The following is a 15,462-nucleotide window of genomic DNA, read 5'->3' on the forward strand; positions in this document are numbered from 1 at the left end:
TCATCGATACTACAGGGCTGTCAGTGCGGATCAAGGGTTTTTCGTAAATAATGCTGGAGGCAATCGATTACGGCCTGTATAATGCCGCGGCAATATTTTATCTATTCTCAATCACCCGAGGTGGAGTATTGCCATGTTAAGAATCGCTAAAGAAGCACTCACTTTTGACGACGTTCTGCTCGTCCCTGCACACTCCACCGTCCTGCCGAATACGGCCGATCTCAGCACTCAGCTGACCAAAAATATCCGTTTAAATATTCCTATGCTCTCCGCTGCCATGGATACCGTGACCGAAGCGGGTCTGGCGATTGCGCTGGCACAGGAAGGCGGTCTTGGCTTCATCCATAAAAACATGTCGATTGAACGCCAGGCGGACGAAGTGCGCAAGGTGAAGAAACATGAAAGCGGCGTGGTTACTGAACCCCAGACCGTTCTGCCAACGACACCCCTGGCTGATGTTAAAGTGCTGACCGAGCGCAACGGCTTTGCGGGCTACCCGGTCGTTAACCGCGACAACGAACTGGTGGGTATCATCACCGGTCGTGACGTGCGCTTTGTGACTGACCTTTCTCAGCCGGTCTCTGCGGTTATGACCCCGAAAGATCGTCTGGTGACGGTGAAAGAGGGCGAAGCGCGCGATGTGGTGCTGCATAAAATGCACGAAAAGCGCGTTGAGAAAGCGCTGGTCGTGGATGACAGCTTCCATCTGCTGGGCATGATTACCGTTAAAGACTTCCAGAAAGCCGAACGCAAACCTAACGCCTGTAAAGATGCGCAGGGTCGTCTGCGTGTGGGTGCAGCGGTGGGTGCCGGTGCCGGTAACGAAGAGCGTATTGATGCGCTGGTCGCAGCGGGCGTTGACGTGCTGCTGATTGACTCTTCACACGGCCATTCTGAAGGCGTGCTGTCACGTATCCGTGAAACCCGTGCTAAATATCCGGACCTGGAAATTGTCGGCGGTAACGTCGCCACTGGTGCAGGCGCATTGGCGCTGGTCGCGGCAGGCGTCAGTGCCGTTAAAGTCGGTATCGGCCCTGGCTCTATCTGTACGACCCGTATTGTCACCGGTGTGGGCGTTCCGCAGATCACTGCCGTTTCTGACGCGGTCACCGCGCTGGAAGGCACCGGCATTCCGGTCATTGCCGATGGCGGTATCCGTTTCTCTGGTGACATCGCCAAAGCGATCGCCGCCGGTGCGTCCTGTGTGATGGTGGGTTCCATGCTGGCGGGGACCGAAGAGTCACCGGGCGAAATCGAACTCTATCAGGGCCGTTCATTCAAATCCTATCGCGGCATGGGCTCACTGGGCGCGATGTCCAAAGGCTCTTCTGACCGTTACTTCCAGACCGATAACGCCGCTGACAAACTGGTGCCGGAAGGTATCGAAGGCCGCGTGGCCTATAAAGGCCGTCTGAAAGAGATCGTACATCAGCAGATGGGCGGCCTGCGTTCGTGCATGGGCCTGACCGGTTGCCCGACCATTGACGACCTGCGCACTAAAGCGGAATTTGTCCGCATCAGCGGCGCGGGCATCAATGAGAGCCACGTGCATGACGTGACCATCACCAAAGAGTCACCAAACTACCGCATGGGTTCATAATCCCGATTTCCCGCCCGGCTCATGCCGGGCGCTTTTATTGATCAAGTCACCGTTCTGGAAACCCCTCAATGACGACGGAAAATATCCATAAGCACCGCATTCTGATTCTCGATTTCGGCTCACAATATACTCAGCTGGTTGCCCGCCGCGTGCGCGAGCTTGGCGTTTACTGTGAACTCTGGGCATGGGATGTCACCGAAGAGCAGATCCGCCAGTTCAATCCAAGCGGTATCATCCTTTCAGGCGGCCCGGAAAGCACCACCGAACTGAACAGCCCGCGCGCACCTGACTATGTCTTCAGCGCTGGCGTGCCGGTGCTGGGCGTCTGCTACGGTATGCAGACCATGGCGATGCAACTGGGCGGCACCGTTGCTGGCTCAAACGAGCGCGAATTCGGTTATGCGCAGGTCGAAGTCACCACACCAAGTGCGTTGGTTCGCGACATTGAAGATGCGATCAGCGCCGCCGGTAAACCGCTGCTGGATGTCTGGATGAGCCACGGTGACAAAGTCACGGCGATCCCGGCTGACTTCGTCACCGTGGCCAGCACAGAAACCTGTCCGTTCGCCATCATGGCCAACGAAGAGAAGCGTTTCTACGGCGTGCAGTTCCATCCGGAAGTGACTCACACCCGCCAGGGTCTGCGGATGCTCGAGCGCTTCATCATCGACATCTGTGAATGTGAAGCCCTGTGGACGCCTGCCAAAATTATCGAAGATGCCGTTGAGCGCCTGCGTGAGCAGGTGGGTAACGACAAAGTAATCCTCGGTCTGTCAGGTGGTGTGGACTCCTCTGTCACGGCGATGCTGCTGCATCGCGCTATTGGTGATCGTCTGACCTGCGTGTTTGTGGATAACGGTCTGCTGCGTCTGAACGAAGCACAGCAGGTGATGGATATGTTTGGCGACCATTTCGGGCTCAACATTATCCATGTACCGGCTGAAATGCGTTTTCTGGATGCGCTGGCGGGTATCGATGAGCCTGAAGCCAAGCGTAAAACCATTGGTCGCGTCTTTGTGGAAGTGTTCGACGAAGAAGCGCTTAAGCTGCAGGACGTGAAGTGGCTGGCGCAGGGCACCATCTATCCGGACGTGATTGAATCGGCGGCCTCAGCCACCGGTAAAGCGCACGTGATCAAATCGCACCACAACGTCGGTGGCCTGCCGAAAGAGATGAAGATGGGCCTGGTTGAGCCGCTGAAAGAGCTGTTCAAAGACGAAGTGCGCAAAATTGGTCTGGAGCTGGGCCTGCCGTACGATATGCTCTACCGCCATCCGTTCCCGGGTCCGGGTCTGGGTGTGCGCGTGTTGGGCGAAGTGAAGAAAGAGTATTGCGACCTGCTGCGTCGTGCCGATGCTATCTTCATTGAAGAGCTGCACAAAGCGGATCTCTACAACAAAGTCAGCCAGGCGTTCACCGTTTTCCTGCCGGTTCGTTCGGTCGGCGTGATGGGTGATGGCCGTAAGTATGACTGGGTTGTCTCGCTGCGTGCGGTGGAAACCATCGACTTTATGACCGCACACTGGGCGCACCTGCCATATGATTTCCTTGGCCGTGTCTCTAACCGCATCATCAATGAAGTCGACGGCATCTCCCGCGTGGTGTATGACATCAGCGGTAAGCCACCGGCGACGATTGAGTGGGAATAACCAGGCCTCAGCCAGGTAATCTCTGATAATTCTGAAGCCCGCTCCCCAGCGGGCTTTTTTTATTACTCTTGACCGTGCGCAGACTCGCTGTTTTAACCTTTCACCACATCCACACCCATCGCTGGTGTTTTCCTGTTCACTTTGCCGGAAATTACGCTATCCTCCATGCAGTAAAAGCCCGCAACTGACGTCATTGGTGTCCCGCTTTTATCCGCCGCTTTCACCGATTGTCTGTATCCCAACGCCACCGCTTACTGAAACCGCCTGCTGATCAGGCGTTTCGTGATTTTTACGTCACCAGGAATGTTGTCATGCTCTCACTGAAAGTGTTCAGCCTGTTTTTTGTTGCCGTACTGCTGTTATCGCTCGGAGCCAGCATTGCGCAGGCAGCGCGTCACGGCGAAAGTTCAGAGCCAGGTGGCTGGGCGACTGCCCGGCGCGATTCGGCTGGCATAGCGCCCGATCCGCACGCTTTATATAGCCTGGCTATCGTCCAGGTCTACGCTGCGCCGACCTATGGCTGGAAAGGGCGGGTGGCGGTGCATCCCTGGATCATTTTTAAACGTGCGGGTGAAACGCGCTACACGCGTTATGAAGTGATTAGCTGGGGCAGCGGCGATAAGGTTCGCCGTAACACCAACCTGCCAGATGGCTACTGGTATGGCGCAAAACCGCGGCTGCTGGTGGAACATCGCGGACCGGAAGCCGAAGCGATGATCCCGCAGATAGAAGCCGCCATTAACTCGTATCCGTGGCCGACAACCTACCGTGCCTGGCCAGGACCGAACAGCAATACTTTCCTGGCGCACATTGGCCGCGAAGTGCCCGCCCTGAGGCTTGATCTCCCCGCCAATGCGCTGGGCAAAGATTACCGGCCACTGTGGCGTCCTGTCGGGCTGCCGCCATCCGGGCGCGGTGTGCAGGTGTCGATTCTGGGCGTAGCGGGCGTGACACTGGGTGCAGAAGAGGGATTTGAAATGAACCTGCTGGGTCTGAACATGGGACTCGATTTTTCGCCGTTCCGGCTGCGGCTGCCGTTTATTGGCGGTCTGGGCAACGACAATCTTCAGCAGGATAAGCCCTGACAATATGGCCCCGTCAGGGGCCGTTTTGCCTCAGCACACGCCAAAGTCACCCTCTTCGTGATAGAGGTTGACGCTCTCTGCCTTTACTTCGATCTCTTTCTTCGCTGCATCATCAACGCGCGCGCACCACAGGGTGTCGCCTTCCACGCGCAGCACCTGCATTTTAGGGCCGCCGGTTTTGGACTGAACAAAATCCTCTGCTTTAAACATATTGCCTCCATTAATTATCGTTACTGCTGCCGATCGTTTTTTGCGTGACGTTTTCCAGTTTATACCCTGACTGTTTTACTGCGAGAAAAAGTCTCCGCATGCTGAACCGCGTTAAGAAATATTCATTGAGTTGTCAGTTGACAACTCGCACATTCGGCGTCAGCATAGGGGCACATATGGCAAGGAAGCGGCATCCCAGTAAAGAGATAGAGATGGCGTTACGTTACGCTGAATCCCACGGCTGGCTGGTGGTTACCGGAGGCCATCATGCCTGGGGCAAAATGTACTGTCCAAAAAATCTGTTGATGTGCCGATGCGGGGAGTTCTGTCTGACCTGTATCTGGAGTACACCGAAAAATGTACATCAACATGCCCGTGCGCTGCGGCGCGTGGTCGATAACTGTCATTATCTGAAGTCCTGACACAGCACAAGGAGAGGCATATGGAATATTGTTTTACGCTGCGGTTCAGCCTGCCGGAAGGGCATGCGCCGGTGGATGAACTGCTTGAAACGCTGGCAGCAGCAGGCTGTGATGATGCGCTGATCGGCCTGGGGATGCCAGGGCGAATAGCATTTGAGTTCAGCCGGGAGTCTGACTCTGCAACGGACGTATTAAAGCAGGCGGAAGAGGATGTACTGCGCGCGATACCGGGTGCCACACTGGTGGAAGCGGCACCCGATTTTGTGGGCCTGACAGACGTGGCGGAGATCATCGGCATGACGCGACAGAATATGCGCAAACTGATGCTTAGCCACCGCCCGCCGTTTCCGCTGCCGGTGCATGACGGTAAAACTGCCATCTGGCACCTGTCGGATGTACTGGAGTGGCTGAGCCAGCGCGGCAATTATGCGCTGCCTGCGGCCACCCGTGAGCTGGCGCAGGTAACGCGGCAGCGCAATCTTAATGGATCGCTGCAACGTTACGGCCTTCACACCTGATCAGTGCGGCAGCAGGAAGATCGTTGCCAGTCCCAGGAAGATAAAGAAGCCGCCGGTATCGGTAAGGGCGGTGATCAATACGCTGGAGCCAACGGCGGGATCGCGATTCATTTTAGTCATGACCAGCGGCACCAGCACGCCCATCAGCGCGGCCAGCAGCAGATTAAGCGCCATGGCCAGCATCATAACGCCGCCCAGCGCCATATTGTCATACATCAGCCAGGTGATGCCGCCCATGATGCCGCCCCAGAACAGGCCGTTGATCAGCGCCACGCCAAGCTCGCGGACGATCAAAAACGAAAAGTTGCCCGGTTCAACCTGATGTAAGGCCAGCGCCCGCACAATCATGGTAATGGTCTGATTACCGGTGTTGCCACCGATACCCGCGACAATCGGCATCAGGGTGGCGAGGGCGACGATCTGTGAAATCGTTCCTTCAAACAGTCCGATGACCCGCGAGGCGACAAAGGCGGTACAGAGATTAATCGCCAGCCAGGCCCAGCGTTTACGCACCGATTTACGCACCGGCGCGAAAACATCCTCTTCCTGACTGATACCCCCCATTTTACGGATGTTGCTTTCGTTTTCGGCATTCACCAGGTCGATGATGTCTTCAATGGTCACACGGCCAATCAGTTTGCCTTTTGCGTCAGTGACGGCGGCAGAGATCAGGTTATAACGCTCAAAGGCACTGGCGGCATCTTCGGCCTTATCGTTGAGCTGGAAGGTGGTCGGGCGCGCGTTCATGACGTCGCTGACCAGGGTTTTAGGTTTGTTAAGCAGGATATCCGTCAGCATCAGCTCGCCCAGCAGCTGGTTGTCTTTATTGGTGATAAACAGCTTATCCGTGCCGTTTGGCATGTCTTTACGCTTACGCAGAAAACGCTGTACCGTTGCCAGCGTGACATCGTCGCGCACCGTCAGAATATTGAAATCCATCACCCGGCCCACGCGATCGCGATCGAGCTGTACCATATCGAGCATGCGGGCGCGCAGAGCAGGCTCCACGGTCGCCAGCAGACGTCCGGTCAGGTCACGCGGCAGATAACGCGCCAGCCAGACCTGGTCGTCGATATCCAGCGGCTGGATAGCACGCAGAATATCGCGATCGCTCATCTCCTCGGTGAGGCTGGCCCAGACCGTTTCAGAGGCTTCGACCAGTACGTGTCCGCGCCGCTCATTCGGCACCAGCCGCCATAGCGCCTGACGCTCCTCTTCGGGCAGGGCTTCGAGAATATCCGCGAGGTCAGCGGCATGCAGTTGCAGAATGTCCTGTTCCAGCGCATCACGCTGGGCCGCATTTTCACGTTGCTGTTCAGGATTGAGATCGCCGGATTTCGCCAGCAGAGAATCAACCAGATCGTGCTCGTTGAGCAGCAGCGTCAGAATGCGATGACGTATTTCACTTAAACGTTGAGAGTGAGAGGCAGACACATTGGATCCCTTTAGTCTGAAAGCACCAGCACGAAGTGTAGCGTTTCGCCTGAAAAAGGGATGCAAAAAAGAGTCCAGTTGTCTGGATAACATTTACTTTTAAGGCGTCTTTCAGGCGAAAAGTCAGTATTTGTTAGCGCGTATCACCTGATGTGACGGTAACCGGTTCAGGAATCGCTTTCTGTTGCTGGTGATGCTCGAAGGCAGCGGGCAGGATAAATATCAGGCGACTAAAGAGAATGATAAAACTGATCAACAGCACAATGCGGGTCATGGTGCCGGTTTTTTGACGTCTTCGGGGAGAAATAGCGCTGTTCACGCGGGGTGGTTCCTGTAATGACCCCATCAGGGGCGACTGCAATATTTAGTCACAGTCGCCTGATGAAATCAATCGCTGTTGAAAAAAAAAGCAGATAAAGATCAGTAACTCGCTTTTTGCGCCAGCAGCGTCGCAAAGCGGCAGGTAATGCGGTTGCCATTTTCATCTTTGCGATGCAGCTGACCGGGATGTTCATTGTACTTCACGATGTGCCAGTTGCGGTAATAGTGGCTCAGCTCGCCCGACTTAAAAGCAAAAGCGAAATCAGCCGGGCAGGGCATATCTTCCGTGTTCATCGCTGCCACAATCAGGTTGTAACCCTCCCTGACCGTACAGGCCTGCATGTCGGCAATCAGCTGTGGAATGGTCTGCGGCTGCAGGAACATCATCACCACGGTCGACAGCACAAAGTTGAAGCCGCCGTTAAAGCGCGTGTTGTTCAGGTCGCGCTGCTCGGTATGAATGCCGCTGAGATTTTCCTGCGCAATAATTTCCTGCAGGCGCGCCAGGCTTTGCGGATTATGGTCCCATGCCGTGACGTCAAAGCCGTGCTGGTTCAGAAACAGCGTATTGCGTCCCACGCCACAGCCCAGATCAAGCGCCTTGCCGACGTTGAGCTGGGGCAGCGCCGCAACCACTTCGGAGTGGGGCGGCGTTAAACCATAGGTTTCGGCAAAATAGTTTTCGCCTGAAAGGGGTGCAGTTGGTTGTGTCATATTCATCAATTCAGTTAAACGGGCGCAAGGCGCCCGGGTTGTCAGGCTTCTTCTTCGAGGATCAGCTTCCATCCTGTTACGTCGTTCCAGTAAACCTGCTCACGTTCCAGATCGAGCTGAACCAGGTTGTTCTGGGTGAAGTAGCCCGCCGGGAAAATCAGCGTCCAGTGGCCGTCATCGCATTTCAGGGTTAACGCATCCGGACGCGTAGTAGCCTGACGCTGATTATTCAGCAGAGTACCCAGGCGCAGCAGGAAAATCAGCGGCACAAACTGCTTTTTCTTAAACAGCGTCACGCGCGGCAACTCGTCGAGCTTCACTGCTTTGCGGTGGAATCTGACCAGCGCCGCCAGCAGCATCTGCTGATCCTGATTGAAACCGGGAAGGTTGGTGTTTTGCAAAATGTAGGCGGAATGACGTTGCAGGGCGCTGTGATTAATTGTCAGACCCACTTCGTGCAGCATCGCCGCCCACTTCAGCAGGGCTGCCAGCTGCGGATTGGCCAGTTTCGGGTTCTGCTCGCGCCACTGCAGATAAAGCTGCTCGGTGGTATCCAGCACGCGGCGCGCCTGATCGCTGTCGATGGCGTAATGATTCGCCAGACTTTGTGCTGTACGGCTGCGAATATCCTGATGGCGGAAACGGCCCTCCATCTCATAGAGCACGCCTTCACGCAGCGCACCATCAGAAAGACGCAGCTCGCGAATCGCCAGCGCATCAAAGACGCCACACAGAATCGCCAGTCCGGGTACAAACACGCCTTTGCGCTCTTCTGACAGGCCCGGCAGGCTGAGGGCCGCAAAGGATTTATGTTTCATCACCTCGTCATAGAGCTTTTCGAGGCGCTCAGGCGTAATCAGCTTCTCTTTCTCATCCATTGCCTGCAGCACTTCGCAGGCGGCCTTGATGGTGCCGGACGCACCCAGCGCATATTGCCAGCCATGCAGACGATATTGCCACGCCAGCGTTTCCAGCTTCTGCGCCGCCGCTAAGCGGGCGCGACGGAAGTTTTCACGGCTGATTTCGCCTTTCGGGAAATAGAGCTGGGCGAAACTGACGCATCCCATGCGCCGGCTCTCAACCAGTTGCGGTTCAAAATCCTCGCCAATCACCAGCTCGGTAGAGCCGCCGCCGATGTCGATCACCAGCTTGCGACCTTTCTCTGGCTGCGTGTGCTCAACACCCATAAAGATCAGACGCGCCTCTTCATGACCTGAAATCACTTCGATCGGATAGGGGATCACTTCAGCCGCACGCTGCAGGAAGGTTTCGGCGTTAACCGCCTCGCGCAGCGTATGGGTGCCGACAATCGTCACGTTGCTGGGGCTGAAGCCCTGCAGGCGCTCGGCAAACAGCGCCAGACAGGCTAAGCCGCGCTCCATCGCCTCTTCGCTGAGGTTATGTTGAGCATCCAGCCCGTCAGCCAGATGGACGCGCTGTTTAAGGCGGCCCAGTACCTGCATCGCACCATCGACAACCCGCGCAATCACCATATGGAAACTGTTCGAGCCCAGGTCAATCGCCGCAAACTCCTGGGGTTTTGGCGTACTTTTATGAGAAATTGGCATAGGATTTATTCAGGTTGTTCCAGTTTCTTGATGTAATCATAGATGGCCAGCTGCGAGCGCACTTTACGGCGATTGCCACGCTGGACGTAATGGTTACTCAACTCTTTATCGACGATGCGGGCTTTCACCGTATCACTTAACTGAATAGCAATAATGTCGAGTATGCGCTGCCGGATGTGGGGATCGAGAATCGCCACGGCCACTTCGATGCGGTAATCAATGTTACGTGTCATCCAGTCAGCGGAGGAGAGGAACACCTTCTTATCGCCGCCATTCTCAAAAATATAGACGCGATCGTGTTCCAGATAACGGTCAACAATACTGATGACACGAATATTTTCACTGATCCCAGGCAGGTCCGGGATTAATGAGCACATTCCGCGCACCAGAAGATTGACCTTCACCCCTACGCTGGAGGCTGTATAAAGCCGATCTACCAGACCTTTGTCTACCAGATTGTTGATTTTCAGAGTAATACCGCAGGGCTTATTCTGCTGTGCATTGGCAATTTCGGTGTCGATCAGTTCATACAGCATCCGGCGCGAGTTCTGTGGCGACACCATCAGGTGATCGAACGTCACGGGCCGATAAGGATTCTCAATAAAGTTGAACACCCGACGTACTTCATTGGTGATGCGCGCATCCGCGGTCAGCAGTGAGTAGTCGGTATAAAGCCGCGCGGTCTTCTCGTTAAAGTTGCCGGTGCCGATATGCGCGTAGCGCACAATCTCTTCGCCTTCGCGGCGTGAGATCAGGAACAGCTTGGCGTGGATCTTCAGGCCAGGTGCAGAGAAAATCACATGCACGCCTGCTTCGGTCAGGCGTTTCGCCCAATAGATGTTGGCTTCTTCATCGAAGCGTGCCTGCAGCTCAACGACCACCGTGACTTTTTTACCGTTATAGGCGGCATGGATCATCGCATCCATGATGCGCGAGTGTTTCGCGACGCGGTAGATGTTGATTTTGATCGCCAGCACGCTGGGGTCAAATGACGCCTGACGCAGCAGTTCCAGCACGTGTTCAAAGGTGTGGTACGGATAGTAGAGCAGCACGTCGCGGTCGCGAATCGCATCGAAGCCGTTGCGGAAGCCATCAAAACCGATGTGGCGAATCTGCGGCAGCGGGCGGTTCACCAGGTTATTTTTGCCGACGTTCGGGAAGCCGATAAAGTCTTTGAAGTTGTGGTAGCGGCCGCCTGGCAGGATGGAGTCCAGGTTAGAGATGGAAAGCTTGTGGCACAGCAGCGACACCATCGTGTCGGGCATATCGCGCTGATAGACAAAACGCACTGGTTCCGCCGTCAGTCGCTGCTTCAGGCTGGAGGACATCAGCTCCAGCAGGCTCGACTCCATCTCCGTGACCAGATCGTACTCGGCGTCGCGCGTCATTTTCATTGAATAGGCGTTGAGCGCGTCGAAGTCATAGAAGCCTTTAAAAATGTCATCCAGGCAGTAACGCAGAATGTTATCCAGCAGGATCATCGGCTTACGGCGGCGCGGTGGCTCTGCCGGTAAATTGATGAAGCGCGGCACTTTATCGGACGGGATCTCCAGCAGCGCATACTGAATATTGTCACCGCGAATGATCTCAACCGCCAGATAGGTGTAGTCATCTTTAAGGAATTCGGTCAGATCCGTTTCCTGGGTGATCAGAATCGGGGAGATATGCTGGCGCAACTCATGCTTGAAGTAGTGACGCAGCCACGCCTGCTGATTGGATGAGAGCTGACGTTCGTTGATCAGGAAGATCTGGTTGCGAGCCATTTCCAGCAGCAGATCGTTATAAAGCGCATCAAACTCCTGATCGGACTTCATTACGCGCTGCTGAATTTTTTTAAAAAGATGGCGTGGCGTACTGGCAGAACCCTGCTCTTCACCAATCAGAATGCGGCGTTTGAGGTCGGCGAAACGCACTTTATAGAATTCGTCGAGATTGTTGGAGTAGATGCCCAGAAAGCGCATCCGCTCAATCAGTGGATTGCTTTTGTCTGCTGCTTCCTGCAAAACCCGTTCATTAAAGGATAACCAGCTTAATTCTTTTTCAATATAAAGCTTTACCTGACCCATTCTCACTCCATTTAGCGGTTGCAGGACTGAAGATCCAGTATCCATCAACATTATGGCGAGAGTATGGCAGCGTTGTCCAACGCAAGGAGTTGTCTTATCAATCGGCTACGGGCAACATAGCGGCTTATTTTGGCCTGCTACCGGAACCGCATGAGCGCAAACCACATTCCTGTCCAATTCAGCGATCGCAAGCGTCGTGCCGTTGATCGTCTGACGCGGCGGCTGATCACCTGCTGTGGCGTCGCGATCCTGCTGCTGATGCTGCTGCTGTTCTGCTGGCTGATTGGCGTGGTATTACCGCTGTTTAATGCGCCGGGCCTGCAGATCGCGGCCAGCCAGCAACTCTGGGATCGTACGCCCGCCTTAGCGATAGGCAATCAGGCCAATATCGGCTGGCGTATCAGCGCGCACGGTGCAGCACGTTTTATTCCACTGGATGGTCAGCCTGCGGAGCCGGCGCTGGCGCTGACCCCGGCGCCCGATGAGGTGGTGCAGAGTGCTGATGGGCAGACGCTGCTACTGAATATGCAGGGCGCGCTGACGCTGATGCAGCCTGCGACTGACCAGCAGTGGCGCTTCCCGCTGGGCGACAAACCCTTTCATCTGCCCGACGGTGCCGTGACAAAGATGGCGCTGGCGACGCGTCATGCGGGTCAGTGGCGCATCGCTGCTCTCACTGAGGCCGGCCTGCGGGTGCTGACGCTCGGCACCGATCGTCAGGCGTCGGTTATCCCGCTGCCGCAACGCCAGCTGGATCTGCTGGCGCTCTCGCCGTCCGGCGATCTGCTCTACACCACCGAAGGCACGCTGCTGCGGGTCTGGCAGCTCGATGATGACCATGCCCTGCTGCGCGAAACGCATACTCTGTCGCAGCCCCCACAAAGTCTGCATCTGCTGGTGGGCGGCAAAAGCCTGCTGATTCAGGATCGCAGTGGCGTCACCCAATGGTTTGCTATCGCCAGCGACAAGGGGCCGCGCCTGCAGCGTATCCGGACCTTTGCCGACAGCGACGGCGAGACGATTCTGGTGACAGAATCACAGCGTCGCGTGTTTGCCACACTCAGTAAGCAGGGGATGCTGCGGCTCTTTGCCAGCAAGCAAAACGGCCCGATACTGCAGCGTCAGCTGGAACCTGGCATTGTGCAGGCGCAGTTTTCGCCCCATGGCGACAGCCTGCTGATTGAGCGGGCGGGAAGCTGGCAGACCCTGCGGCTTGATAATCCGTGGCCGGACGTCACCTGGCGCAATTTCTGGCAGAAAATCTGGTATGAAAACTATCCCGAACCCGATTGGGTCTGGCAATCCACCGCCGCCGGTGACAGCTATCAGGCTAAGTTCAGCCTGATGCCAATGGTGATGGGAACGCTGAAAGCGGCCAGTTTAGCGCTGCTGTTTGCCACGCCGCTGGCGCTGGCCGCAGCGATGTACACCGCGTGGTTTATGGCACCGGGGCTGCGGCGCTGGGTTAAACCGGCCATCGAGATGATGGGCGCGCTGCCAAGCGTAGTGGTGGGGCTGATTGCCGGAATCTGGCTCGCGCCGCATATTGGTCAGGCGCTGGTGGGTGTACTGCTGCTGCCCCTAACGCTGGCAGGCGCGCTGCTGTTATGTGGCGTATTCAGCGCGCGTTTACCGCCGCGCTGGCGTCAGCCGGGGCGTGAGGTACTGATTCTGCTGCCGCTGTTGCTGCTGGTTACGCTATTGACGCTGTGGCTGCCCACCCTGTTTATACCGGATGCGGGCGACTGGCTGCCGCATTACGAGCAGCGCAACCTGCTGGTGGCCGCGCTGGCGATGGGCTTTGCGCTGGTGCCGCTGATTTTCACCCTCTCCGAAGATGCCCTCTTCAGCGTACCTGCGGCGCTGGGCCAGGGTTCACTGGCTCTGGGCGCAACGTCGTGGCAAACCCTGACACGCGTCGTACTGCCGGGTGCTTCCGCCGGGATTTTTGCCGCGCTGATGATCGGTCTGGGACGTGCCGTAGGAGAAACCATGATTTTGCTGATGGCGACCGGCAACACGCCGCAAAGTGAAGGTGGCCTGTTCAGCGGCCTGCGCGCGTTGTCCGCCAATATCGCCATTGAGATGCCGGAAGCCGCAGCAGGCAGTGCGCACTATCGCGTGCTGTTTCTCAGTGCCCTGATGCTGCTGCTGTTTACGCTGGTGATTAACACGGTTGCCGAGCTGATCCGTCAGCGACTGCGTCAGCGCTACAGCCAGCATGAGGAACAGGCATGAAGGCGATGCGACAGAACGATCGCTGGCGCTGGTTAACGGCTGGTGCTGTCGCCGTCTGCCTGCTGGCCTTTACGCTGCTAATCGGGCTGCTGGCGTGGCAGGGCGTCCGTGCTTTCTGGCCGCAGGGTGTGGACCTCTATACCTTCAGCCAGCCTGAAGGTGGCGAAACGCGCCTGCTGGGCGAAACTCTGGAGCATCAGCGGCGTTTCCCGGCTCCGGCCGATGAGCAGGGCAACAACGGCGGACAGGTGCATCGCTATCTGATTAAAACCGGTAACCGTGACTGGGACGCCCCCGATTTCCGCGTGGTCTACAGCCGCGCGGCCGCGAAGGTCAGTCAGCCGCCGGACGTCATGGTGCTGCAGCGGCGCAGCCACGGTCAGGCCTATGGCTGGTTTGTCGGCCTGCGTGAAGATAACGAAGAGCTGACCGCGCAGGATCCCGATGCGCTACTGCATCAGCGGCTTGGACAGGTGCAGATGCTGGTGCGGCAGGCTAATCAGATTCGCCGGGTGGATATGGCGCGCCTTAACAGCCAGCGTGAAGAGCTTGATGAGCAGGCGGCCACAGACCGGACGGCCGGACGCTTTGATCTGCAGGCAGAGTCAGAATATCAGGCCAATCAGGCGGCGTTGCTGCGGCGCTTTAATCAGCTGAGTGAAACACTGGCTTCTCTGCAACAGCAGAGTCAGCGCGATCTGTTAATCCTGCGGGATGTGCAGGGCAACGAACATGCTATTCCGCTGACCGAAATTGTCGATAGCTGGAAGCCGAACGCGATGACGCTGACCAGCAAAACCGGGCATTTTCTGCATCAGTTGTGGCGTTTCGTCAGTGATTCACCCGCCGGGGGCGAAAGTGAATCAGGCGCATTTCCGGCGATCTTCGGCACCGTGCTGATGGTGCTGCTGATGTCGGTGGTGGTGATGCCGCTGGGCGTTATCGCCGCTATCTGGCTGCATGAATATGCCGGACGGAATGCGCTGACCAGACTGGTACGCATCGCGGTGGTCAATCTGGCCGGCGTCCCTTCCATTGTTTATGGGGTATTTGGTCTGGGCTTCTTTGTCTGGCTGGCAGGCGGCACGATTGATCAGCTCTTCTTTGCCAGCGCGTTGCCCAACCCCACCTTCGGCACGCCAGGTTTACTCTGGGCGTCGCTGACCCTGGCGTTACTGACGCTGCCGGTAGTCATTGTGGCGACCGAAGAGGGCTTATCCCGTATTCCCAACAGCCTGCGGCAGGGTTCGCTGGCGCTGGGCGCGACCCAGGCGGAAACGCTATGGAACGTGGTGCTACCGATGGCGGTGCCGGCCATGCTCACCGGCCTGATCCTGGCGGTGGCGCGAGCAGCAGGTGAAACCGCGCCGCTGATGCTGGTGGGCGTGGTGAAAATGGTGCCGGAACTGCCGGTCGACGCGGTATTTCCTTATCTGCATCTGGATCGCAAGTTCATGCATCTGGGCTTCCAGATTTACGATCTGGCGTTTCAGAGTCCAAATATTGAAGCCGACCGGCCGCTGGTGTTCGCCACCGCGCTGCTGCTGGTGCTGATTATTCTGTCGCTTAATCTGCTGGCAATGGGCCTGCGTCACCGCCTGCGTGAACGCTATCGTCTTATGACTCAATAACAGGCT

General features: G+C 56.7%; 13 protein-coding genes. 7 read left to right on the top strand and 6 right to left on the bottom strand.

Annotation, left to right across the window (positions count from 1 at the left end; translation table 11 throughout):
* Window positions 1–133 precede the first annotated feature (133 nt).
* The 3 genes from guaB (at window position 134) to N1689_RS17175 (ending at window position 4,334) form a co-directional block, all read left to right on the top strand.
* Window positions 134–1,600 (top strand): IMP dehydrogenase, encoded by a 1,467-nt coding sequence (guaB, locus tag N1689_RS17165; protein WP_161734332.1) that lies wholly within the window; start codon window positions 134–136, stop codon window positions 1,598–1,600.
* 68 nt (window positions 1,601–1,668) lie between these two features.
* A complete protein-coding gene (gene guaA, locus N1689_RS17170) occupies window positions 1,669–3,249 on the top strand; it encodes a glutamine-hydrolyzing GMP synthase (RefSeq protein WP_161734330.1) in 1,581 nt (526 codons plus the stop codon).
* A 311-nt stretch (window positions 3,250–3,560) separates the two neighbouring features.
* Entirely contained in the window at window positions 3,561–4,334 is a 774-nt protein-coding gene (locus N1689_RS17175) for a DUF3750 domain-containing protein (protein WP_260059547.1), read from the top strand.
* A 30-nt stretch (window positions 4,335–4,364) separates the two neighbouring features.
* Here N1689_RS17175 and N1689_RS17180 read toward each other — a convergent pair whose 3' ends face one another.
* Window positions 4,365–4,544, bottom strand: a complete 180-nt coding sequence (locus N1689_RS17180) for a hypothetical protein (protein WP_022624131.1) — start codon at window positions 4,542–4,544, stop codon at window positions 4,365–4,367.
* Between the two features lie 176 nt (window positions 4,545–4,720).
* On the opposite strand from N1689_RS17180, the gene N1689_RS17185 reads away from it, so the two are divergent.
* On the top strand, window positions 4,721–4,966 hold the full coding sequence (locus N1689_RS17185) for a hypothetical protein (RefSeq protein WP_135907869.1): 246 nt from the start codon (window positions 4,721–4,723) through the stop codon (window positions 4,964–4,966).
* A gap of 20 nt (window positions 4,967–4,986) precedes the next feature.
* Window positions 4,987–5,484, top strand: coding sequence for an AlpA family transcriptional regulator (locus tag N1689_RS17190; RefSeq protein WP_161734326.1), 498 nt, complete (start codon window positions 4,987–4,989; stop codon window positions 5,482–5,484).
* Here the strand turns inward: N1689_RS17190 and mgtE are convergent, their stop codons facing one another.
* The 5 genes from mgtE to ppk1 form a co-directional block, all read right to left on the bottom strand.
* A complete protein-coding gene (gene mgtE / locus N1689_RS17195; protein WP_161734324.1) occupies window positions 5,485–6,918 on the bottom strand; it encodes a magnesium transporter in 1,434 nt (477 codons plus the stop codon).
* A gap of 133 nt (window positions 6,919–7,051) precedes the next feature.
* Window positions 7,052–7,237 (bottom strand): YfgG family protein, encoded by a 186-nt coding sequence (locus N1689_RS17200; RefSeq protein WP_013358709.1) that lies wholly within the window; start codon window positions 7,235–7,237, stop codon window positions 7,052–7,054.
* A 101-nt stretch (window positions 7,238–7,338) separates the two neighbouring features.
* Window positions 7,339–7,953 carry a tellurite resistance methyltransferase TehB gene (tehB, locus tag N1689_RS17205; protein WP_161734322.1) on the bottom strand — a complete coding sequence of 205 codons (615 nt, stop codon included), beginning with the start codon at window positions 7,951–7,953 and terminating at the stop codon, window positions 7,339–7,341.
* Between the two features lie 41 nt (window positions 7,954–7,994).
* A complete protein-coding gene (gene ppx / locus N1689_RS17210) occupies window positions 7,995–9,521 on the bottom strand; it encodes an exopolyphosphatase (RefSeq protein ID WP_161734320.1) in 1,527 nt (508 codons plus the stop codon).
* 5 nt (window positions 9,522–9,526) lie between these two features.
* Window positions 9,527–11,587 (bottom strand): polyphosphate kinase 1, encoded by a 2,061-nt coding sequence (ppk1, locus tag N1689_RS17215; protein WP_161734318.1) that lies wholly within the window; start codon window positions 11,585–11,587, stop codon window positions 9,527–9,529.
* A gap of 150 nt (window positions 11,588–11,737) precedes the next feature.
* Here ppk1 and N1689_RS17220 point away from each other — a divergent pair, with 150 nt between their 5' ends.
* Complete coding sequence (locus N1689_RS17220; RefSeq protein WP_260059548.1) at window positions 11,738–13,825, top strand: ABC transporter permease subunit; 2,088 nt, start codon at window positions 11,738–11,740, stop codon at window positions 13,823–13,825.
* Window positions 13,822–15,456 (top strand): phosphate ABC transporter permease PstA, encoded by a 1,635-nt coding sequence (pstA, locus tag N1689_RS17225; RefSeq protein ID WP_260059549.1) that lies wholly within the window; start codon window positions 13,822–13,824, stop codon window positions 15,454–15,456. Before N1689_RS17220 ends, pstA begins: the two co-directional genes overlap by 4 nt.
* Window positions 15,457–15,462: the final 6 nt, after the last annotated feature.

Origin of the sequence: Pantoea sp. XY16 (genome assembly GCF_025153065.1) — a bacterium.
Classification (GTDB): domain Bacteria; phylum Pseudomonadota; class Gammaproteobacteria; order Enterobacterales; family Enterobacteriaceae; genus Pantoea; species Pantoea alfalfae.